Source organism: Actinacidiphila sp. bgisy167, assembly GCF_965342175.1.
GTDB lineage: Bacteria > Actinomycetota > Actinomycetes > Streptomycetales > Streptomycetaceae > Actinacidiphila.
In genome coordinates, this window is the sequence record NZ_CBDRBL010000015.1 from 1 (window position 1) to 20,085 (window position 20,085).

General features: G+C 73.0%; 22 protein-coding genes. 13 read left to right on the top strand and 9 right to left on the bottom strand.

Annotated elements, in window-relative coordinates; translation table 11 throughout:
* A partial coding sequence (locus ACRWND_RS08405) for a transcriptional regulator (protein ID WP_431947586.1) occupies positions 1 to 359 on the bottom strand: 359 nt, incomplete at its 3' end.
* Positions 356 to 1,066, bottom strand: coding sequence for a hypothetical protein (locus ACRWND_RS08410; RefSeq protein WP_431947588.1), 711 nt, complete (start codon positions 1,064 to 1,066; stop codon positions 356 to 358). The genes ACRWND_RS08410 and ACRWND_RS08405, both read right to left, overlap by 4 nt.
* A gap of 1,156 nt (positions 1,067 to 2,222) precedes the next feature.
* Between ACRWND_RS08410 and ACRWND_RS08415 the strand changes: the two genes are divergently transcribed.
* Complete coding sequence (locus ACRWND_RS08415) at positions 2,223 to 2,411, top strand: hypothetical protein (RefSeq protein WP_431947589.1); 189 nt, start codon at positions 2,223 to 2,225, stop codon at positions 2,409 to 2,411.
* Positions 2,412 to 2,723: 312 nt separating this feature from the next.
* Complete coding sequence (locus ACRWND_RS08420; protein WP_431947591.1) at positions 2,724 to 3,365, top strand: carbonic anhydrase; 642 nt, start codon at positions 2,724 to 2,726, stop codon at positions 3,363 to 3,365.
* Positions 3,366 to 3,420: 55 nt separating this feature from the next.
* Here the strand turns inward: ACRWND_RS08420 and ACRWND_RS08425 are convergent, their stop codons facing one another.
* Positions 3,421 to 4,401, bottom strand: coding sequence for an L-threonylcarbamoyladenylate synthase (locus ACRWND_RS08425; protein WP_431947593.1), 981 nt, complete (start codon positions 4,399 to 4,401; stop codon positions 3,421 to 3,423).
* Positions 4,402 to 4,560: 159 nt separating this feature from the next.
* On the opposite strand from ACRWND_RS08425, the gene ACRWND_RS08430 reads away from it, so the two are divergent.
* From ACRWND_RS08430 to ACRWND_RS08445, 4 genes are all read left to right on the top strand, one after another.
* Complete coding sequence (locus ACRWND_RS08430) at positions 4,561 to 4,908, top strand: ArsR/SmtB family transcription factor (protein WP_431947595.1); 348 nt, start codon at positions 4,561 to 4,563, stop codon at positions 4,906 to 4,908.
* Positions 4,909 to 4,912: 4 nt separating this feature from the next.
* Positions 4,913 to 5,149: a hypothetical protein gene (locus ACRWND_RS08435; RefSeq protein ID WP_431947597.1), complete on the top strand. Its 237-nt coding sequence runs from the start codon at positions 4,913 to 4,915 to the stop codon at positions 5,147 to 5,149.
* Positions 5,150 to 5,436: 287 nt separating this feature from the next.
* A complete protein-coding gene (locus tag ACRWND_RS08440; protein WP_431947599.1) occupies positions 5,437 to 5,745 on the top strand; it encodes a GYD domain-containing protein in 309 nt (102 codons plus the stop codon).
* 303 nt (positions 5,746 to 6,048) lie between these two features.
* Positions 6,049 to 6,348, top strand: coding sequence for a hypothetical protein (locus tag ACRWND_RS08445; RefSeq protein ID WP_431947601.1), 300 nt, complete (start codon positions 6,049 to 6,051; stop codon positions 6,346 to 6,348).
* Positions 6,349 to 6,507: 159 nt separating this feature from the next.
* Here ACRWND_RS08445 and ACRWND_RS08450 read toward each other — a convergent pair whose 3' ends face one another.
* The 3 genes from ACRWND_RS08450 to ACRWND_RS08460 form a co-directional block, all read right to left on the bottom strand.
* Positions 6,508 to 7,251, bottom strand: coding sequence for a hypothetical protein (locus ACRWND_RS08450; protein ID WP_431947603.1), 744 nt, complete (start codon positions 7,249 to 7,251; stop codon positions 6,508 to 6,510).
* Positions 7,248 to 7,838, bottom strand: a complete 591-nt coding sequence (locus ACRWND_RS08455; RefSeq protein WP_431947605.1) for an RNA polymerase sigma factor — start codon at positions 7,836 to 7,838, stop codon at positions 7,248 to 7,250. The genes ACRWND_RS08450 and ACRWND_RS08455 overlap by 4 nt, the downstream gene beginning before the upstream one ends.
* Before the next feature lie 79 nt (positions 7,839 to 7,917).
* Positions 7,918 to 8,337: a hypothetical protein gene (locus tag ACRWND_RS08460; RefSeq protein WP_431947607.1), complete on the bottom strand. Its 420-nt coding sequence runs from the start codon at positions 8,335 to 8,337 to the stop codon at positions 7,918 to 7,920.
* A gap of 191 nt (positions 8,338 to 8,528) precedes the next feature.
* Between ACRWND_RS08460 and ACRWND_RS08465 the strand changes: the two genes are divergently transcribed.
* The 3 genes from ACRWND_RS08465 to ACRWND_RS08475 all read left to right on the top strand — a co-directional run bounded on the left by ACRWND_RS08465 (position 8,529) and on the right by ACRWND_RS08475 (position 11,809).
* Entirely contained in the window at positions 8,529 to 8,750 is a 222-nt protein-coding gene (locus tag ACRWND_RS08465; protein WP_431947609.1) for a cold shock domain-containing protein, read from the top strand.
* Between the two features lie 555 nt (positions 8,751 to 9,305).
* A complete protein-coding gene (locus ACRWND_RS08470; RefSeq protein ID WP_431947611.1) occupies positions 9,306 to 9,515 on the top strand; it encodes a heavy-metal-associated domain-containing protein in 210 nt (69 codons plus the stop codon).
* Positions 9,512 to 11,809 (top strand): heavy metal translocating P-type ATPase, encoded by a 2,298-nt coding sequence (locus tag ACRWND_RS08475; RefSeq protein ID WP_431947613.1) that lies wholly within the window; start codon positions 9,512 to 9,514, stop codon positions 11,807 to 11,809. Before ACRWND_RS08470 ends, ACRWND_RS08475 begins: the two co-directional genes overlap by 4 nt.
* A gap of 258 nt (positions 11,810 to 12,067) precedes the next feature.
* Here the strand turns inward: ACRWND_RS08475 and ACRWND_RS08480 are convergent, their stop codons facing one another.
* Positions 12,068 to 14,434 (bottom strand): D-alanyl-D-alanine carboxypeptidase, encoded by a 2,367-nt coding sequence (locus ACRWND_RS08480; RefSeq protein WP_431947615.1) that lies wholly within the window; start codon positions 14,432 to 14,434, stop codon positions 12,068 to 12,070.
* Between the two features lie 250 nt (positions 14,435 to 14,684).
* Between ACRWND_RS08480 and ACRWND_RS08485 the strand changes: the two genes are divergently transcribed.
* From ACRWND_RS08485 to ACRWND_RS08500, 4 genes are all read left to right on the top strand, one after another.
* Positions 14,685 to 15,395: a GOLPH3/VPS74 family protein gene (locus tag ACRWND_RS08485; RefSeq protein WP_431947617.1), complete on the top strand. Its 711-nt coding sequence runs from the start codon at positions 14,685 to 14,687 to the stop codon at positions 15,393 to 15,395.
* Between the two features lie 264 nt (positions 15,396 to 15,659).
* Positions 15,660 to 16,517 (top strand): helix-turn-helix domain-containing protein, encoded by an 858-nt coding sequence (locus ACRWND_RS08490; protein ID WP_431947619.1) that lies wholly within the window; start codon positions 15,660 to 15,662, stop codon positions 16,515 to 16,517.
* 182 nt (positions 16,518 to 16,699) lie between these two features.
* On the top strand, positions 16,700 to 16,909 hold the full coding sequence (locus ACRWND_RS08495; protein ID WP_431947621.1) for a DUF397 domain-containing protein: 210 nt from the start codon (positions 16,700 to 16,702) through the stop codon (positions 16,907 to 16,909).
* 761 nt (positions 16,910 to 17,670) lie between these two features.
* The gene (locus tag ACRWND_RS08500) at positions 17,671 to 19,200 is read left to right on the top strand and encodes a sodium:solute symporter family protein (RefSeq protein WP_431947623.1); all 1,530 of its coding nucleotides are present in this window, start codon (positions 17,671 to 17,673) and stop codon (positions 19,198 to 19,200) included.
* Positions 19,201 to 19,258: 58 nt separating this feature from the next.
* On the opposite strand, the gene trxA is transcribed toward ACRWND_RS08500, so the two are convergent.
* Together trxA and ACRWND_RS08510 are read right to left on the bottom strand one after the other, a co-directional pair.
* Positions 19,259 to 19,594, bottom strand: coding sequence for a thioredoxin (gene trxA / locus ACRWND_RS08505; protein ID WP_431947625.1), 336 nt, complete (start codon positions 19,592 to 19,594; stop codon positions 19,259 to 19,261).
* Complete coding sequence (locus tag ACRWND_RS08510) at positions 19,591 to 20,010, bottom strand: MerR family transcriptional regulator (protein ID WP_431947627.1); 420 nt, start codon at positions 20,008 to 20,010, stop codon at positions 19,591 to 19,593. The genes trxA and ACRWND_RS08510 overlap by 4 nt, the downstream gene beginning before the upstream one ends.
* Positions 20,011 to 20,085: the final 75 nt, after the last annotated feature.

Here is a 20,085-nt window from a genome sequence, read left to right on the forward strand (position 1 = left end):
CCGATCACGGGGCCGGAGGCCTCCAGGCGGTGGACGAGTGCACGCAGAGCCCGGAGTTCGGCGTCCAGTGCCTGCGCGCCTTCGCGGGTGAGGGCGATCCACGTACGGGGGCGCTTGCCTGCGTAGCCCTTCTCCAAGGTGATCAGGCCTGAGTCCTCCAGCACCTTCAGATGCCGGGAGAGGTTTCCATCGGTAACGGCCAGGTGCTTCTTCAGGAAGACGAACTCAACCCGGTCGGCTTCGCGAGCGACGGTGAGGATGCCGAGCCGCACGCGCTGGTGGACGGTGTCGTCCAGCGCGTGGGTCGGATGCAGTCCTTCGTGGTTGTCACGCGCGACAGACGAGTCCTCGACGCTCATGAGGCGACGGTACCGGCAGCACCCGGGGAGGCCCGGCGGCGGACCGCCACCCGCTCCGCCAGACCAGCGAGGAGCAGGACGGCCGCAAGCAGGAGAGCCTTGGCCTGCGGGCCGTCGGTCCAGCCGGGGTGGGTGGGGTGCTCCCAGGGGAGCCACCCGCTGCCCCAAGAGGCTCCCAAGTACCCCGTGAGGACCACGGCGTGAGCAGTGCCGGCCGCTGCGGCGATCCAGCTGCGTTCGGCCATGCCGAGGGTGAGGAGTCCGATGCCGACCAGGTACCACGGGGAGGCGTAGCTGTTCTCCAGCAGTGCAGCCTCCCACGGTTGGTTCCTGCCGAACAGCAGCATGACCAGGGCCGTCGTGATCGCCGCGGTGGCTGTGACGGTTGCGCGAGTCCACACAGCGCGGCGCGGGACGATGCCGCGGGTCTCGCCACGCAGGCGATACCAGCGGGCGAAGACCAGCCATGCCAGGGGGAGGAGCGCGAACCAGACGCCCCAGGCCGCGAAGCGCAGGACAGCGCCGTCGAACTCGCCTTTCAAGCAGGGAGTTCCCGGCTCATGCACGACGCACAGGCCGGTCACCTCGGCGTAGGCGAAGGCCGGATAAGACCCGATGTAGCGCCCATGGGCCCCGAAGTTGAAGGCGTACCGGGCGACCGGAGCGACCGCCAGCGACAGGAGACGAAGCCGAGGAGCGGGACCCACGAGCCGTTCAGCTGTGTGCGGGCCCTGGCCCGCAGGCCTTCCGTCGCGGCCAACAGGCCGGCCGCGCGCGCCCTCGTCTCGGAATCCGCGCTGCTCGGTGCGGGTGGCGTTCCCATGATGTCCCCCGGTGGTCGCGTTTCGGCAGCGCTGGACATCGGATTGTCAGCTGCCATCCGCTACCGATCAACTTTGGAACGCAAAGTACATGGCCGTCAAGAGCAAGTGCACACCGACGGTGCCCCGACGGACCCCATGGGGGTCGACCACGGTCACTGCGGCCGACCGGCCAGGCCCAAGAGCCTGTTCGGCGGCTCCTGGCGGCCGAAGATGACGGCAACGGAGCTGTACGTACTCGGACCTCGGTGGTGCCGGGGGGCCTGACTCGAGGCCCTGCCACGGCAGCGCGGCAGCGCGCACAGCCACGAACAAAAATTGAAGCGGGCAGGTTCGAATCCGCCTAGGGCATACAGCGAAAGGGCCGGTTCAGGGGTTTGATGCCCTCGGACTGGGCCTTTCGCCATGAGATCCCGGTCCGGGGCGCCACCTCGCCCACAGGGAGGCACCGCGTGAGAGGGCGCGGCGCCGCTGCTCCGGTTCAGAACGGCGGGGACAAGCCACCGTGGGCACAGCCCCTTCTCGGTCTCCCGTCACGTTAGCGACTGCCCGTGATGCTCGCCCACCGACCCGAACGGCCGTCTCGCCGATTCCTCCTCCTCACCGAAGGGGCCGTCGGTGTCCTCGCAGCCGGGGAAGGTAGTGGCCCGGCCCGTGGCTCGGGGATGACCGCAGCCCGGGTGAGGCGGCGATGCCGTCGCTTGCGGGACCGCCGCTACAGCGCGAGCCGGTCGCTCACCGTTGCGAGACGGGCATCGGGAAGAGGCAGGCCGAGCCGGCGGCAGCCGAGCAGGAACGGCAGGTGCGGGCGATCGCCCGCAGGCAGGTCGACACGGGCCGCGGACCGGCGATCTCCCGAGAACGGGACGCCGAGGCGGCCGCACGCAGCACCGCCCACCGGGGGCCTGCCGGACGGGTCGCGTCACCGACCACGCACCGACAGCAATATCACCCGAACGGCCCACCATGACATGTCGCCCACACGGATGAACATCAAGCTGAGTAGTGACCCAACCGAGGCAATGCGTGAAAGGCGGACCACATGCGCATTCGACGAATCCTCACCGCCATCATCGCCACGGCAGCCCTCGCCGGACTCGGCCTCACGGGCGCTGCCACCGCCAACGCCGAAAGCCGCACCCCAGGTGAGTGCGAGCAGGGCGGCGGAACGGTCGATTGGGGACACAACATCTGCAAGGGCGGACAGTACGACGGACAGATGGTCGACTAGCCACGACCAGCCCCTACTATGCGCCCCGCGGCCGGCCGCTGCGGGGCGCACCCGCGCGACGTGAGAGTCCACGGCCTTCGGAATGCCCGTGCGTGCAGCGCCCGGGTCATGGGCCGGTCGCGGGGATGACGGACCGCCCCGGACCGCTGCCGTGATCCGGGGCTTCGCTTCTCGGCCCGCGCTTCGCCCGCGCGTCGGCCCGGAATGGGACGGCACGGTCGTGTGACCAGGCGGAACGGTCGGTGTGACCCACTCGGAGGACTCCGGTGGGCAGGAGGGGACTGCCGCTGGAAGGGGCTGTAGGCTGCCGAAATGACCGACATCCAGATCACGACGCCGCGCGACGCCTTCGATCTGCTCGTGGCCGGCAACCAGCGCTTCGTCAAGGGCACCCCCGAACACCCGAACCAGGACGCCGCTCGCCGCGCCGAGATCGCCCCGGGCCAGCAGCCCTTCGCCGTGCTGTTCGGCTGCTCGGACTCCCGGCTGGCCGCCGAGATCATCTTCGACCGCGGCCTGGGCGACCTGTTCGTGGTGCGCACCGCGGGCCACGTCGTGGGCGCGGAGGTGCTGGGCAGCGTCGAGTACGGCGTGGACGTCCTGGGCTGCCCCCTGGTCGTCGTTCTCGGTCACGACTCCTGCGGCGCGGTCGGCGCGGCGTGCGCCGCGCTGGAGGCCGGCATGGCGCCGGCCGGATATGTCCGGGACGTCGTCGAGCGGGTGACCTCCAGCGTCCTGGCGGCGCGGGCCGCCGGACGGGTCGAGCCGGAGGAGATCCTCGCCGAGCACGTCCGGCACACCGTCGACCTGCTGCTCGACCGTTCCCGAACGCTCGCTGAGAAGGTCGCCGCCGGTCAGGCCGCCGTCGTCGGCCTCTGCTACGGGCTGGCCGACGGAAATGCGCGGCTCGTGGCGGCCCGCGGCCTCGACGTGCTCGTTCCCGCTGCGTCCTGACCGCCCCGGCGGGGCAGGAGCGGTCGTCTCGCCCCGGCCCCGCATGCGGCGGCCCTCACAGACGCTCGGGCCGGGGACCCGCGGCGCGGCGGAGCCGGTTGGCGATCGCCAGGCCGAGCCCCTCCTCCCTCGGCAGGGACGCGATGATGAGCTCGCACCCGCGCTGGTCGAGCTCGCGGAGGAAGCCGTACAGCCCGCGCGCGTAGGCGTCCATCGAACCGGGGACCGCCACCGCGGCGTGCGCCTCGACCGGCGCGCCGGCGAGTGAGGGCGGGAGGAAGACTCCCACCCGGCGGCCCTGCCGCTGTGCGACCTCCGCTTCGGCGACCACCCTCTCGGGCTCCACGAGGACGACCCGGGCACGCGGCGCGTAGTGCGAGGGATGCTGCCCCGGCACGCGAACGCCGCTCGTCGAGGGGACGGCGAGTGGACGCCCCAGCGCGGCTTCGAGGTCCTCACGCGTCACCCCGCCGGGCCGCAGGATGCTCGGGGCCTCGCCCGTGACGTCGACGATGGTCGACTCGACGCCGACCGCGCAGAGGCCGCCGTCCAGCACGAAGTCGACGGCGTCGCCGAGCTCCGCGCGGACGTGGTCCGCCGCGGTGGGGCTGACGTTGCCGAAGCGGTTGGCGGACGGAGCCGTGACACCGCCGCCGAAGGCCGCCAGCAGCGCGAGGGCGACCGGGTGGTCGGGCACGCGGACGGCCACCGTCTCCAGGCCGCCGGTGGCCTCGTAGGGCACCCGGCGGCTGCGGCGCAGCACCAGGGTGAGAGGCCCCGGCCAGAAGCGTTCGGCCAGCAGGCGCGCGGTCTCCGGCACGTCCTCGACCCAGTCGTCCAGCTGGGCCGCGCCACCGATGTGGACGATCAGCGGGTGGGAGGGCGGGCGCCCCTTGACCTGGAAGATGCGCGAGACGGCGGCGGCGTCCTCGGCATTGGCTCCCAGGCCGTAGACGGTCTCGGTCGGAAAGGCCACCAGCCCTCCGGCGCGCAGCGTCCCGGCCGCCTTCTCGATGTCATCGATTCGTTCCGTCACGCTCGCAATCCTAGATGTGCGCCATTGGGTGCGTATGGCCGTCCGGCCCGGGACTGAGGGGGTCCGCGGGCAGCCGCGCGCTCCCCCGGGCGGCGCCGCCGTGATGGTTGACACGCCTTCTGCACATGCCAATAATTCTTTGCAGGTGCAGGAGGTCTTATGCAGACTAAGGATCTGACGGGCGAGGGTCTGGTCAGAGTGCTGGCGACGCTCGCGAGTCCCCACCGGATGCGCGTTCTCGCTGCCCTGTCGGCCGGTCCCACCTATGTGAGCCAGCTGGCCCGCGACCTGGGGATCAGCAGGGCTCTGCTGCAAGTGCACCTCAAGCGGCTGGAGGCGGTGGGCTTGGTCGCGTCCTGGATCGAGGTGTCCGACGACGGCAAGGCGATGAAGTTCTACGCAGTGACGCCGTTCGAGTTGCATCTGACACCGCAAACGCTGACGACTGCGGCCGAGTCGCTTCCGGAGGGTTCGGAACGCGGCGAGGCCACCGAGAAGGAGCCCTGAGGACATGCCCAGCTGGATCATCGAGGAGATCGTCGCCATCCCCGTCATCGGTTTCGTGCTGGTGGCGGTGATCCGGCTGATCGGCACGCACCTGCGGTCGAAGGCCGAACTGGCCCGGGACGTCGAGTACCGGGCGATCGCCGAGCGGGCCGTCGCGAACCAGGAGGCCCTGCAGAGCAGTCTGTCCGGGATAGAGGCGCGGGTCGCGAAGATCGAGCACGTCCTCAAGGACGTCGAGTGAAGGCGGCACCACATCGCTGTCCTCCGCCCGGTCCGGCGAGTGCGGCCGTAGGCGGGCGGCGCTCGCGGACCGACGAGGCCGTCGTCGGCGCGAAAGAGGCGCGAGGGGCAGGCGGCCGGGCGCCCGGCGGCCACGGTGCCGGGCGCCAAGGCGATGGCTTCGCAAGGGCGTTGGGGCATGAGGCTCCGGGACCGACGGCCGGCCACGCGCCGGATGCGGCCCGCCTGGGGCGCACATACGCTGAGAGGGAGCGCTGTTCTCCGTTCTCCGTGTCGAGGTGAGAGACCGTGCCGCGCTACATCACGCTGCTGAACTGGACCGACCAGGGGATCCGCGCGTACGCCGACACGGCCGAGCGGGCCGACGCGTTCGGCGCCGCGCTGCGGGACGCAGGGGGGAGACTGGCCGAGATCTACTGGACGGTAGGGCCCTACGACCTCGTCGCGGTCGTCGAGGCGCCCGACGACGAGACCGCCGCCGCGGCGCTGCTGCGGCTCGGCGCGGTCGGCAACGTCCGCAGCACCACCATGCGGGCGTTCGGGCGGAACGAGGTCGAGGGCGTCATCGCCAAGGCCTCTGACCGAGGGGCGGGTTGAGAGGGGCGGGTTGACGCGAAGGCGGCGATCGGAGCGGCCCCCCGTCGTGGGTGCGCCGGCCTTCGGATCGTGGGACCCGGCCCGGTGAATGGGGCGATCGCGCACATACCGCCTCGGCGCGCGGCCCACCGGTTGCCGTGCGGGCTCTGGGTGTTGACCTGCGTTCCAGATCATCACAAGATGACGCGTACGGCACCGCGCCGCGTTCGCCGGCCGGGCCGTCCTCGACCGCCTCGCCCGCTCCGGCACGGGCAGGCCGGTGTGCCCTCCGGTGCGTCCGGAATCCTGGAAGGTCACGCATCCATGCAGAGCTTCGCCTCGACGCAATTGGCTCCCCCTGCCGCCTACTTCCAGACAGCGGCGCTCTGCTGCCTGGTGGCGGTCGTGCTCATACGGGCGGGCCGTGTGTGGCGCCGCGCGGCCCGGGGCCTGCTCGCCCCCGACGAGCCGGTGCGGGTGGAGTCCGCGACGGCGCCCCTTCCGGCGCCGGCACGGGCGAAGGGCAACCGGACGGTGGGGCGGGTCTACCTCGGCTTCGGCTGGTTCCTGGCGGTGGGGACGGTCGTCAACCTGGTCAACGGTTTCCGTTCGGTCTGGGGCTGAAGGCCGTCTCGCGGACGGTGGACGGCGCGGCGACGCCCGCCGTGCCGGGAACCCTCGTCGTCTCGCACGGTGTCACATCACACACGCCCACGGTGTGGACCTGACGGCGTACGCCCGCGCCCGGTGGGTCGCATTCCGTCCCGTCCGGGCATCCGCTCCTCAACGGCTGCGGCGTCCCTCCGAAGGCGTCCCGGAAGCCGGTGGCCGCGCAGCGACGCCGGCGCCCGGAACGCCTTCGCAGTAGGGGCCCACGGCCTCTTCCCCGCCCGCCGCCTGCTCCAGCGCGGCCCGTCCGGCGGCGTCCATGGCCTCGCCGCGCCCGGCGGCCCTGGCGTACGCGCGGCAGAGCCCCTGCGGTTCCGCCCCGGCGAGGCCGGGGGGCGTGGCGCGTGTGTGCGGCACGGCCGGCGGCGCGCCCGGGGAGGACCCTCGCGCCGTGGGTCTCTTGGGCGGCGTAGGCACCGGTGCGGAGGGCGTGGCGGCGGCGGAGGCGGTGCCGGCGGAGGCGGTGCCGGCGGGGGCGACCGGCGCGGCCGGCCCTGCCGAGCCGGAGGTCGCCGGACGGGGTCCGGTCGTGGCCGAGTGGAAGGGGTTCCGCAGCGTGCCGGACTGCGCGGCGACGGCCACGCCGCCCAGCGCCAAGACCGCCGCCAGCTCGCCGACCGCCGCCCGGGCGCGTCGGCCGAGGACCCGCCGCGAGGCACGGGCGTCCCGCGCCTGTCGGTAGGCGGCCAGCGCCTCCTGCTCCCGTTCCGGGTCCCCCGGCGACGGCACCGATGCGGCCGCCAGGAGAGCGGCCAGACGGGACGCCCCGCCGTCGGCGTCCTCGGCGGCAGCGCCGTCGAGCAGCCGCTCCGCGAGGGCCGCGGTCAGCCAGTCCTGGTGTGCTCCGCTGTCCTTCATCCTCGGCTCCCCCCGTCACCGTCAAGGCGCTCCGCCAGCCGTTTGAGGCCCCGGTGGGCGGCGGTGCGCACCGCGCCCGGCCGCTTGCCCAGGACCTTGGCCGCGGTCGGCGCGGTGAGTCCGACGACCACCCGCAGCAGGACCGCCTCGGCCTGGTCCTGCGGCAGCCCGGCGATCAGATCGAGCGCCCTGCGCGTCGACAGGTTCTCCAGGGCCGAACCGCCGGCGTCCTCGGCGGTCATCGGCTCGGTGGCGCCGTCCTCGAGGGGCGTGGTGCGCGGCCGCGCCTTGATCCTCCTGACGTGGTCCAGGGCCCGGTGCCGGGCGATGGCCGCGGCCCAGCCGCGGAAGGCCTGGCCGTCGCCGCGGAAGCGCGGAATGCCCCGGACGATGTCGTGCCAGGTCTCGGAGGCCACGTCCTCGGCGTCGTCGCCGACCAGGCCGCGCAGGTATCCCAGGAGCATCGGATGGACCTCGCGGTAGACGACGGCGAACGCGGCCTCGTCACCGCCGCGGGCCTGCCGGACCGCGTCCCCCAGTTCGCCCTCGTCCGCCCGGCCGTGCCGACGGACCTCCGCCTTGCCCACTGCGTCCTCTTCGTGCTCGTCGCCCCGTGCGTGCCGCCGTGTCGCGCCGCGGGAGTCCGGCCCCGCGGCAGGGCGGAACTCACCCCTGGCTCCGGCCCAGCACGGAGAGGCAGAAGAGACGCAGACTGTCCGCCGCGCCGTTCTCGTACCGCTTCACCACCCGTCCGAGCGGGTTCCAGACCCGCCCGTCCGGTGTGCGGATCCCGAACGGCTGCCCGAATGTACCGCGCTCCGTTTCATCGAATTCCACCCAGGCGGCCCCCGCGGCCCGGACCAGCACCTCGCCCGTGTAGGCGCCGAAAGCCCGGAGGGTGGGTGCCACCGCCTGGAGAGGGGGTTCCTCACGGCGGATGGCCTCGATGACCCGGTCGACCAGGGTGAGGCTCGCCGGGGTGTAGTCGAGCCTGATCCCGGCCCCTTCCCGGGCCGTCGCCACCACGTCCGCGGCGAGGCGGGGCCCGAGCACGGCCACCGGTGGGTCGTTCACGTCCTGCTTCATCTGCCCCTCGCTCCTCGGGCCCGTGTGCGGCGCCGCACGGTGCTCTTCACGGGGGCGCAACCGGCCTCGAAACCGTTACACCCCGGTCCGGGCCGGCCGGCGGGGGCTGCGGCAGGGACGTCGCGCGGGGCCGTGACGCCCTGCGGTGTCGTGGACGCGCCGGGCGGCGCGGACGCGCTTAGGCTGCGGGCATGGCTCATGCGACCGTACGCGAGTGGTACGAGGAAGAGGGCTGGGGCGTGCTGGACTGCCCGGAGACGCCCGGGGGGTGCTTCGCCCACTACAGCGACATCGAGATGAACGGCTTCCGCACGCTGTCCGCCGGCCAGTCGGTGGCTCTGGAGTGGGAGGCGCCGGGCTTCGCCCAGGACGGGTACGCGTACCGGGCCCTGCGGATCGTCCCGAAGGGCTGACCGGGTCCGCGGCTCGGCCCGCGTCCCCCGGGAGACGGCGGTGCGGTCGCCGGTGTGCGGCGCCGCGCACCTCGGGGGACGTCATGGACGACCAGGGCGCAGGGCAGGGCAGGGCCCGGCGGCGGACCTCCGTGTGGACGGCCTCGCCGCGGGCGGCGAGCGCATCCGCGTCGGGTGCGGGCGTCCACCCGTACCCCCCGGGAAGGACGGACCGACCGGAGGCGTTCTATCGCTGGACGTCTCCTTGCGACGCGCACCCGGGCATGCCGTCCGGCTCGGGCAGCGCGGTGCCGCGAGGCGCGGCGCCCGAACCGGCGGCGACGGGCACGACGCGCCCGCCGCGGAGGGGCCGGCGAAGCCCCGGCAGGTCGGGCCGAGTTGCCGCGGCCTGCCGCGCGGCCTGGGCCCGCGGGGCGCGCGGACCCCGCGCCACACCTCCCCCGGTTCTCCCGCCCTCCCCTTCCCTGATACCCCCAGGGGGTATAGTTTGGCGGAGGTGGACGACACGGTGCCCGCGCCGCCCACCGGACCACACAGAACGCAGGAGGAGAACCCATGTCTGTCAGCTACAGCGTCTCCGGGATGAGCTGCGGTCACTGCGAGTCCGCGGTCAGCAAGGAGGTCTCGGCCCTCCCCGGCGTGACCGGCATCACCGTGGACGCCAAGACCGGCCTGCTCACCATCGACTCCGACGCGCCCCTGGAGGAGGCGGCCGTCCGCGCGGCCGTCGACGAGGCCGGATACGAGCTGGTCGGCCGGGCATGACCCTCCCGGATCAGCGGCAGGTCACCCCGCGGATCGCCGAGCAGGCCGCCCCCGCGGCCGTCACCGAGCTCGAACTCGCGATCGGCGGGATGACCTGCGCCTCGTGTGCGGCGCGGATCGAGAAGAAGCTCAACCGGATGGACGGCGTCACGGCCACCGTCAACTACGCCACCGAGAAGGCCAAGGTGGCGTTCGGCGACGGGATCGGCGTCGGCGACCTGATCGCCACCGTCGAGGCCACCGGCTACACCGCCGCGCTCCCCGCCCCGCCGGTCGCCGCCCCGCCGCTCGACGCCGCGCCCCAGCAGGAGCCCGAACCGCACGAGCTCACCGTGCTGCGGCAGCGGCTGCTGACCGCCGTCGTGCTCGCCGTGCCCGTCATCGCGACGGCCATGGTGCCGGCCCTGCAGTTCCGCAACTGGCAGTGGCTGTCGCTGGCCCTGGCCGCGCCGGTCGTGGCGTACGCCGCGTGGCCCTTCCACCGGGCGGCGTGGACGAACCTGCGGCACGGCGCCACCACCATGGACACGCTGATCTCCATGGGCACGCTGGCCGCCTTCGGCTGGTCGGTGTGGGCGCTGTTCCTCGGCGACGCGGGCGCACCCGGCCTCACGCACCCCTTCGAGCTGACCGTCGCCCCCGGCCACGGCTCCGCCGACCTGTACCTGGAGGTCGCCTCCGGCGTCACCGCCTTCATCCTGGCCGGGCGCTACTTCGAGGCCCGTGCCAAGCGCCGGGCGGGCGCCGCGCTGCGCGCCCTGATGGAGCTGGGCGCCAGGGACGTCGGCGTCCTGCGCGACGGGCGCGAGGTACGCGTCCCGACGGCCGAACTCGCCGTCGGCGACCTCTTCGTGGTGCGCCCGGGCGAGAAGATCGCCACCGACGGCGTCGTACGGGAGGGCACCTCGGCGGTCGACGCCTCGATGCTCACCGGCGAGTCCGTACCGGTCGAGGTGGGGCCGGGCGAGGCCGTCACCGGCGCCACGGTGAACGCCGGCGGCCGACTGGTCGTGGAGGCCGCCCGGGTCGGCGCCGACACGCAACTGGCACGGATGGCACGCCTGGTGGAGGACGCCCAGAACGGCAAGGCGGCGGCGCAGCGCCTCGCCGACCGGATCTCCGCGGTGTTCGTCCCCGTGGTGATCGGGCTCGCCCTGGCGACCCTCGGCTTCTGGCTCGGCAACGGCTCGGGCCCGGCCGCCGCCTTCACCGCGGCCGTCGCCGTGCTGATCATCGCCTGCCCGTGCGCGCTCGGCCTGGCCACGCCCACGGCGCTGCTGGTCGGCACCGGACGGGGCGCACAGCTGGGCATCCTCATCAAGGGGCCCGAGGTCCTCGAGACCACCCGGCGCATCGACACCATCGTGCTGGACAAGACCGGCACGGTCACCACCGGCGCCATGACGCTGACCGCCGTCCATCCGGCCGAGGGGGAGCGGGAGGACGAGGTGCTGCGCCTGGCCGGCGCGCTGGAGCACGCCTCCGAGCACCCCATCGCCCGCGCCGTCGCCCGGGCGGCGGAGGAGCGCACCGGCGCCCTGCCCGGCGTCACGGGCTTCCGGGCCCTGTCCGGCATCGGCGTCCAGGGCACCGTGGACGGCCACGAGGTCACCGTCGGGCGCCAGGAGCTGCCCGAGCCGCTGCCGGCGGGGCTGGCCCGCGCCAAGGCGGAGGCCGAGGCCCGCGGCAGCACCGTCGTCACCGCCGCCTGGGACGGCCGGGCCCGGGCCGTGCTCGTCGTCGCCGACGCGGTGAAGCCGACCAGCGCCGACGCCGTGCGCATGCTGCGCGGGCTGGGCCTCACCCCGGTGCTGCTCACCGGGGACAACGAGACGGTGGCCCGGGCCGTCGCCGCCGAGGTGGGCATCGACGCCGTCGATGTGATCGCGGACGTCATGCCGGAGGACAAGGTCGCCGTCGTGGCCCGGCTCCAACGGGAGGGGAAGTCCGTCGCCATGGTGGGGGACGGCGTCAACGACGCCGCCGCGCTGGCCCGCGCCGACCTCGGGCTCGCCCTGGGCACCGGCACGGACGCCGCCATCGAGGCGAGCGACCTGACGCTGGTCCGGGGCGACCTGCGGGTCGCCGCCGACGCCATCCGGCTGTCCCGGCGGACCCTCGGCACGATCAAGGGCAACCTCGTCTGGGCCTTCGGCTACAACGTGGCGGCCCTGCCGCTCGCCGCCGCCGGGCTGCTCAACCCGATGATCGCGGGCGCCGCCATGGCCTTCTCGTCGGTCTTCGTGGTCGGCAACTCCCTGCGGCTGCGCGGCTTCCGGCCCCTCGCCCGCTGACGGCGCCGAGCACGCCGAGCGCCGCGACCGCCCCCGGACCGCCGGGGGCGGTCGCTCGCGTTTTCGGGCCCGGCGCCCCGCCGGTCTGAACGAACGTCAGGGCAGGTGGCGGGTGCGGGCAGCGGGTGCGGATGAGCGCCGGGCCGTTCCGTCCGCCCGCCGAGTAGGCGAAGGCGGGCCGGCCGGCTGGACCATCGCACGTGGTCCGGCCGGCCCGCCCCGCCGATGGACCCGCAACCGCGGGCGGGGCCGACCGGGTCAGGAGACCCGGGTCAGCTTCGAGCCGAGGGAGGGTTCGACGAGGGCCGTCTCCAGCAGCACCGGCACGGTGGTCGCGCCGTCGCCGCTCCCGACGACCAGCGTGCCGACCCGGGCGCCGGCCTGCGCCGTGTGCGGGACGCCGCCCTTGAGGGCCTCCACCGAGATGGCGACCTTCAGACCGGCCCAGCCGATCGCGGTGACGTCCTTCCCGGCCACCACCGGGGTCCGGCCGCCGAGACCGTCGTCGACGTAGCCGACGACATCGCCCTTCTTGATGATCGTGGCGGAGGCGAGCGCGTCCCTTGTGCCGTCGATCAGGGTGCGGCTGCGGCTGAGGACGGTGTCGATGATCGGCGCCTTCTGCTGGTCGAGCATCGCGCCGACGATCAGCTGCCGGGTGCCGCCGATCGTGCGGTAGGCGGCGAAGAGCAGGTTGCCGCCGGCCTTCGTGCTGGTGCCCGTCTTGATGCCGACGATGCCGTTGTAGCCGGCCAGCTGGTTGTAGTTCTTCTGGACCCCGCCGTTGATGTCCGTGTACTGGATCTTGCCGGCGATCTCCGCGAAGACCGGGTCCTGCATCGCCGCGTGCCCCAGCTTGACCTGGTCGCTCGCGGTGCTGACGGTGGTCGCCTCCAGACCGCTCGGGTCGGTGTACGTCGTGTCGTCCATCCCGAGTTCCCGGGCGGCGGCGTTCATCTTCTCCACGAACGCGGCCTCGGAACCCGCGTCCCAGCGCGCCAGCAGGCGGGCGATGTTGTTGGCCGAGGGCAGCATGACGGCTTCCAGGGCCTCGTACTCGGTGAGTTCCTGCCCCTCGGTGACGGGGACGACGGACTCCGAGGCCGCGAGCCCGCTGTGGTACTGGTCCTCGGCCTTCTGGTCGACCTCGACCGTCTCGCCCTTGCCGCCCTTCTTGATCGGGTGGTCGCGCAGGATGACGTAGGTCGTCATCACCTTGGCGACGCTCGCGATCGGGGTCGGCTTCTGCTCGCCGAACGCGCCGACGCGGCCCAGGCCCTCGGCCTCGACGACGGCCTGGCCCTCGCTGGGCCAGGGCAGCGAGAGCTTGCCGCCCTCGAAGGTGTACGAGCTCGCGGCGGTCGCCCTCAGCTCCGGCTCGGGCAGCGGGCGCAGCGCCTGCGCCACGCAGAACACCGCGACCAGCAGCAGGACCAGCGGGGTCCAGATCTTGATCCGGCGCACGGTCGTGCGCAGCGGCGTCTGGGGCGGCGGCGGGGTGTTGGTCAGCTCCGCCAGCAGCCGCAGCGGCTCGTCGGGGTCGGGCGGCAGCGGCATCTGCTTCGTCCGCGAGCCGCCGCCCGGCTCCGTGGCCTGCGGGGGCGCGGTCCCCGCCGGTTGCGGGGGCTGCTGGGGCTGCGGGATCGCGGGCGGCCGGTCGTCCGTGCGCAGCGGGACGAACGTTCCGCTGGGCCGGGGAGGCGACGCGGCGGGCGCGGGGGCGGAGGGCGCCGAGGCGGGCGGCACGGAGGCAGCGGGCACGGAGGCAGCGGGCACGGACGCGGAGGGCGCGGACGCGGAGGGCGCGGGTGCCGCGGCAACGGGCGCGCGCAAGGTCAGGGTGCCGCTGTCGCGGACCGGCGTGCCGGCGCCCTCCGCGCCGGGCGCGCGCAGCGTGAGCGTGCCCTCCCCGGCCCTGGGGGCGTCGTGGCCGCCCCCGGACGCCTCGCGCGCCCCGGATCCGCCCTTGACGCCTCCCGGGCCCTGCGAGGGGCCTTCGGCGCCGTCGGGCCCGGAACCCTCCCGCGGGGTCTCGTCCCTTGACTGCCCGGCGGTGTCCGCGGGGGCGTCCTGCTCTGCTTGCGGCCGCGCGTCGTCGGCGGCGGGGGCGTCCTCCTGGGGCGCCTCCGGACCGTCCGCGGGGGTCTGCTCGTCCGCGTCGCCGGGCCCGGCCTCCTTCGCGGACCTCCCGCCCTCGGGCTTCTGCTCCGGCTCCGGCTCCGCCTTCGGTTCCGCGCCTTCCGCGGTACCGGCAGCGGCCTCGCGTCCCTCCAGGGGCGCGCCGGCCTCCTCCGCGACCACGTCGTCCGTGCGGGATTCCGCGCCACCGCGTGCGCCGCCGGCACCCGTGGCGTCTCCCGCGTCCGGCGTAGCGTCCCGCGCCCCGCCGTCCGCGTCCGCACCCTCGTCCGGCGTATCCGAAGCACTCGGCTCCGGCGTCGGTGCGTCCGTTCCTTCCGGCGGCTCCGGCACGGACTCCGGCTCGCCGGAGACCGGTTCGGCCGCGCCGCGCGGCGCTCCCACGACCCCGTGGAAGACCGTCAGCCGCGGATCCACCGCCCCGCCTCCGGTCGCCTCCCCCGACGACTCCTGCTGCTCCGCCCTGCCGGGGGACTCGCCCGCCACCGGACCTCCTCCACACGTCGCGAGGGGCGCCTCCGCGGCGCCCCGCTCACCGATACACCAGTTTCCCGGCCCCTGCCGTGCTGCCGCCGCGGGACCCGCCGCGGGGCAGCCGGCCTCCTGCGAGCCACCGCCGCCCCGTTGTCAGACGCAAACGACATATGAGTCGGTTCCCGCACGAACGGGCAAGGCGCTCTCGACAGGCCGGTGTGAGAGGCGTCACCCTGTCATTCATCCACGCGGGGAGGCATGGATGGGCAGGAGCCGCAGAACACTTCCGGAGGAGCTATTGCTGCTCGCCCTGGACCCGGCCACGGGTACCACGGCGCAGCCGCAGTCGCTCGACCTCGGTCTTGCGGGGGCACAGCTAGTGGAGCTGGCCCTGGCAGGACGGATAGCCCCTGACGGGGATCGTATCGCCGTGGTGCACCCACGGCCGACAGGAGATCCGACCCTGGACTCCGCGCTCGAACTGCTGCGCCGACGCGGCAGTCCGGTGCGCGCCGTCCACTGGATCGGCGGGCCCCGGCTGGGGCTGCGACAGACGTATCTGGCGCATCTGGAACGGTGCGGCATGGTGCACGCCGTGCCGGGACAGATGTGCGGGGTGCTGCCGACCACTCGCTATCAGGCGACCGACAGCGACGTCAGCCGGGAGATCAGGGCCCGACTGGACAGCGCGATCCGCACCGGGGTGCCACCGGACCCGCGGACCGCCGCGCTCGCCGCGATCGCCCATGCGGTGGGGCTCGGCAAGCACCTGTACCCGGGCAACGAGGGCCGGTCGTCCCGGTCACGGCTACGTGACCTGATCCGGTACGACCCCATGGGCGGCCTCGTCGCGCACGCCGTGATGGACGTGCAGAACGGCGCCGCCGCGCAGCAGAAGCGCGCCCCCGCCCAGGGTCGTCCGGCGGCGACGAGGGCGACGGGCCACGGCATGGTCCGCGCCGGCGTTCGCTGAGCCGGAGCGTCCGGGGACCAGACCCGGACACCTGACGTCGGCGATTCCCACGCAACAGCGACGCGCGGGGCGGCGACCGGCACCGGCCGGCCGCCGCCCCGCGCGTCGCCGTTCGTGCACGCGTCGCCGTTTGTGCGCTCTTTTGAAGAGCGCAGCATATGACCAATTCCCAGCGGCGGGATGACCGATAGTGGCACTCTGCTGACCAGCAGTACATATCTGCAGAGAACGCGGACCAGTCCGGAATCCGGAGGTGCACATCCCGTGGCCGCCAACGTCAATCCCACCGTCAGGCGACGCCGACTCGGCTCGGAACTGCGCAAGCTGCGCGAGCAGAAGGGGATGACCGCGGAGGAGGTCGCCGCACGGCTGCTGGTCTCCCAGTCGAAGATCAGCAGGCTGGAGAACGGGCGCCGCAGCATCAGCCAGCGTGACGTGCGCGATCTGTGCGGCGTGTACGGGGTCGAGGACAGCCGCCTGGTGGACTCCCTGATGAACATGGCGCGCGAGTCCCGCCAGCAGGGCTGGTGGCACGCCTTCGGCGACGTCCCCTACAGCGTCTACATCGGCCTGGAGACCGAGGCCGAGTCCCTGCGCGTCTACGAATCCCTCATCGTGCCGGGGCTGCTGCAGACCCGCGCCTACGCCGAGGCGGTCATCGAGGGCATGTGGCCGGAGGCGACTCCCGCCGATCTCGACAAGCGCATCCAGGTGCGGCTCAAGCGGCAGGAACGCATCCTGGACCCCGTCAAACCGCTGCGCTACTGGGCCGTCGTCGACGAGGCGCTCCTGCGCCGCGTGGTGGGCAGCAGGGTGGTGATGCGCGAGCAACTGGAGCACCTGGCGCACGTGAGCTCCATGCCGCACGTCACACTGCAGGTGCTCCCCTACACCGTGGGGGCCCACCCGGGGATGTACGGCAAGTTCGCCATCCTGGAGTTCGAGGACGAGTCCGACGCCAGCGTGGTCTACCTCGAGGGCGTCACGAGCGACCTGTACCTCGAGAAGCCGTCGGACGTGCAGAGCTACAGCGTGATGTACGAGCATTTGAGGGCCCAGGCGCTGAATGCCGAGCAGTCGAGGCAGTTCGTGATCGACATCGCCAAGGAGTACGCCACCTGACGGGGCCTCAGCAGGCAGGAGGGCGGCAGGGTACACCGCGGGAACCATGGCGAAAGCGGGTCATGGAATATGCCATCCGGTCGGGTGAAGCAGCCATCCGGGGAGCGAAGTTGGCGAGTAGCGTCATTCGCGCCGCAGGGCGTGATCACGCCTCCCCGACTGGAGCATCCGGAGTGTAAAGAATGGCAACACCGCGAATCCACAAGGAAGCCTGGAAGAAGTCCTCGTACTCGGCCGCCAACGGCGACTGCGTCGAGGTGGCGACCCAGAGCGACGAGGTCATCGCCGTACGCGACTCCAAGGACCCCAAGGGCCCAATTCTGAGCTTCCCGAAGGAATCCTGGGCCTCATTCGTCGCGGCCGCGCAGCAGGGCGCGTTCCCCGCCGCCTGACCCGCCGCCAGACGCAGACGACCCCCTCGACCGGCACGCCGTCCTGGCCGAGGGGGTTCCTTCTCACCACCGCGCATGATTGATCGCCGCTGATGACGCGGCAGAATGCGTCTCCGTCTCATAGGAGTGGCCCAGAGCGCGCTCAGCGGCCCCCGGGTGCCGTGACGCCGCTTTCACCGCCCCCTGCCTCACGCCATGGGACGCCGCTTTGCGAGGCAGGCCGGCGCCTCACGGGCGAGACGTACGGATACCCAGCCCCCGGCGCGCGCTCACGACCGACGACCGTCGCCCCCGGCCGATCGCATCTCGAAGCCCGCCAGCCCACTCGCGAGTCGCCAAAGCCGTCAGGTGGTCATTGCCAGGACCGCCCCCACAGGCCGCCACGACGCTCATGCGCGCCCCCGCAGGCCGCCACGACGCTTGCGCGACCACCCCGGACGAATCGGCGACCCCCGGCAGCTACGGGCCGAGGAGGCGGGACGGACGGATTCCGGGCCGGGTTCCCGGGGCGGTCGACGTGCGGTCGTTCCGGCGAAGTGCCCGTTCATGGTGGGACCGCGCCGACGCCCACGCCAATGTGACGTTAGGTCAAGAAAACGTAAAATCGTTCTACTTGCTGATCGACGTTCACGTCCTTGAACGTCAGTGGTCTTGACCATCCCCTTACCAGGCGGTTCAATCTGGGGCGCCGCCCCACGACGGACGTACCGGCGAAGTGCGCTCCCGTTCACAAGGCGGACCCCTGGAAGGGGCAACAACGCATGAACAGTCTCGACTGGGCCGTGCTCGTCGGCTACTTCGGCGTGATGGTCGCCATCGGCCTGTGGTCCCACAAACGCGTCGACGACGTCAGCGACTTCTTCACCGCCGGCGGCCGCATGCCCTGGTGGCTGTCCGGCATCTCGCACCACATGTCCGGCTACAGCGCGGTCATGTTCACCGGCTACGCGGGCATCGCCTACACCTACGGCATCACCTCGTACGTCACCTGGTCCTTCCCCATCGCCATCGGCATCGCCATCGGGGCCAACCTCTTCGCGCCCCGGCTGAACCGGCTGCGCTCCCGGCTGCACGTGGCCTCGCCGCTCGAATACCTGAAAAACCGTTACAACATCCCGACGCAGCAGGCACTGGCCGTCTCCGGCGTGCTGCTCAAGATCGTGGACGTGGGCGCCAAGTGGGCGGCGATCGCCACCCTCCTGTCGGTCTTCACCGGAGTCTCCCTCAACCAGGGCATCCTGATCACCGGTGCCGTCACGGCCGTCTACTGCACGGTCGGCGGGCTGTGGGCGGACGCCCTCACCGAGCTGGGCCAGTTCGTCATCCAGCTGCTGGCCGGGCTCGCCATGCTGGTGGCGGTGCTGGGCGAGATCGGCGGGATCAGCGGGCTGTGGACGGTCTGGGACAAGCTGCCCGACAACCACACCGCGCCGACCGCCGGGCCCTACACCCTCACCTTCCTGCTGGCATACCTCTTCATCAAGACGTTCGAGTACAACGGCGGCATGTGGAACCAGGCCCAGCGCTACATGGCCACCGGCAGCGCCCGCGAGGCCACCCGCTCGGCCCGGCTGTCGGCCCTGCTGTGGTTCGTCTGGCCGCTGGTCCTCTTCTTCCCGATGTGGGTCGCCCCGCTGCTGGTGAAGGCGCAGAAGCCGGACGCCTCGGACTCCTACGCCCTGCTGACCGAACAGCTGCTGCCGCACGGCCTGCTGGGCCTGGTGGTCGTCGGCTTCTTCTCCCACACCATGGCCATGTGCTCCTCGGACGCCAACGCCATCGCCGCCGTCTTCACCCGGGACATCGCGCCGGTGCTGTCCAAGGCGGCGCGCGGCTGGAACGCGCGGGCCGGGCTGATCGCCGCCCGGATCACCACCGTGGCCTTCCTCGCCCTGTCGATGGCGGTCGCCACCCAGGTGGACTCCCCGACGTTCAAGGACATCATCACGGTCGTCATCAAGTGGGTGGCCGGCCTGATGGGCCCGATCGCGATCCCCTTCATGCTCGGGCTGCTGCGCACGTTCCGGAAGTCCGGCCCGACGGCGGCGCTGGTCTCCTGGGCGGCGGGCCTGTTCGCCTTCTGGCTCACCACGTACGGCCTGGACGGCGTGCAGCTGCAGATCCAGATCGTCACACCGCTGGCGGTCAGCCTCGTGCTCTACGTGCTCATCGGCTTCGTCAAGCCCGAGGACACCCCGGAGCGCGACGCGATCCTGGCGCGCGTCAACACCGACGGGGACGGCGAGGGGGACGCCGCCGCGGCCCTGCCCGAGGAGCCCGCGAAGGCCTGACGGCCGGTGTCCCGGGGAGGGCCGTCACCCGCCCCGGGACACACGGCACCCGCCCCGTTCACAGGACGTCGGCGAGCTCCTGCCGCAACCGCCGCTTGGGCCGCGCGCCCACGAGGGCCCGCACCGGCTCCCCCGCCCGGAAGACCATCAGGGTCGGCATCGACAGGACGCCGTACGCCGACGTCGCCTGCGGGTTGCGGTCCACGTCCAGCTGGACGACCTTCAGCCGGCCCGCCTCCTCCCGCGCGAGCTCCGCCAGGACGGGGGCGATCCGGCGGCACGGCTCGCACCAGGCGGCGGTGAACTCCACCAGCACCGGCCCCTCGGCCGCCAGCACCTCCTCGGCCCAGGTCGCGTCGGTCACCGTCGTCAGGCCCTCGGTATGCGTCGTCATGGCGTACTCCTCTCGCTCGCCTCGCAGTCGAACTGGCAGCGCGGTGCGGAGGCGCCCTGGGCCGCGGTCCGTTCCGCGCGGGCGAGCTGCGAGCCGAGCCGCTCGCGGACCTCCGCCAGGCGGTCGATGCACTCGTCCAGTTCGGCGAGCTTGCGCCGGTAGACCTCGAGCGAGGCGGCGCACGAGTCGCCCTCGGGGTGGCCGGCCCGCAGGCAGTCCACGAACGGGCGGGTGTCGGCCAGTTCGAAGCCGAAGGCGCGCAGCTCCTGGATCTGCCGGAGCAGCCGCAGGTCCTGCTCGTCGTACGCCCGGTAGCCGTTGCCCGCGCGCCGGGCGCGCAGCAGGCCGAGCGCTTCGTAGTGACGCAGGGCGCGGGTGGTGGTCCCGGCCCGTTCGGCGAGTTCTCCGATCCGCATGCCGCCGACGGTAGACCTTGACGCGGGCGTCAAGGCCAGCGCGGGTCCAAGGCCCGCACCTGCCGCGCCGCCTCT

Bases quoted from the DNA above. Each gene is read 5' to 3' on its own strand.
- trxA (WP_431947625.1), bottom strand. From the start codon at position 19,594: ATGACGACGCATACCGAGGGCCTGACGACGGTGACCGACGCGACCTGG.
- ACRWND_RS08495 (WP_431947621.1), top strand. From the start codon at position 16,700: ATGGCAACACCGCGAATCCACAAGGAAGCCTGGAAGAAGTCCTCGTAC.
- ACRWND_RS08510 (WP_431947627.1), bottom strand. From the start codon at position 20,010: ATGCGGATCGGAGAACTCGCCGAACGGGCCGGGACCACCACCCGCGCC.
- ACRWND_RS08435 (WP_431947597.1), top strand. From the start codon at position 4,913: ATGCCCAGCTGGATCATCGAGGAGATCGTCGCCATCCCCGTCATCGGT.
- ACRWND_RS08415 (WP_431947589.1), top strand. From the start codon at position 2,223: ATGCGCATTCGACGAATCCTCACCGCCATCATCGCCACGGCAGCCCTC.
- ACRWND_RS08465 (WP_431947609.1), top strand. From the start codon at position 8,529: ATGGCTCATGCGACCGTACGCGAGTGGTACGAGGAAGAGGGCTGGGGC.
- ACRWND_RS08500 (WP_431947623.1), top strand. From the start codon at position 17,671: ATGAACAGTCTCGACTGGGCCGTGCTCGTCGGCTACTTCGGCGTGATG.
- ACRWND_RS08460 (WP_431947607.1), bottom strand. From the start codon at position 8,337: ATGAAGCAGGACGTGAACGACCCACCGGTGGCCGTGCTCGGGCCCCGC.
- ACRWND_RS08475 (WP_431947613.1), top strand. From the start codon at position 9,512: ATGACCCTCCCGGATCAGCGGCAGGTCACCCCGCGGATCGCCGAGCAG.
- ACRWND_RS08420 (WP_431947591.1), top strand. From the start codon at position 2,724: ATGACCGACATCCAGATCACGACGCCGCGCGACGCCTTCGATCTGCTC.
- ACRWND_RS08445 (WP_431947601.1), top strand. From the start codon at position 6,049: ATGCAGAGCTTCGCCTCGACGCAATTGGCTCCCCCTGCCGCCTACTTC.
- ACRWND_RS08430 (WP_431947595.1), top strand. From the start codon at position 4,561: ATGCAGACTAAGGATCTGACGGGCGAGGGTCTGGTCAGAGTGCTGGCG.
- ACRWND_RS08470 (WP_431947611.1), top strand. From the start codon at position 9,306: ATGTCTGTCAGCTACAGCGTCTCCGGGATGAGCTGCGGTCACTGCGAG.
- ACRWND_RS08485 (WP_431947617.1), top strand. From the start codon at position 14,685: ATGGGCAGGAGCCGCAGAACACTTCCGGAGGAGCTATTGCTGCTCGCC.
- ACRWND_RS08450 (WP_431947603.1), bottom strand. From the start codon at position 7,251: ATGAAGGACAGCGGAGCACACCAGGACTGGCTGACCGCGGCCCTCGCG.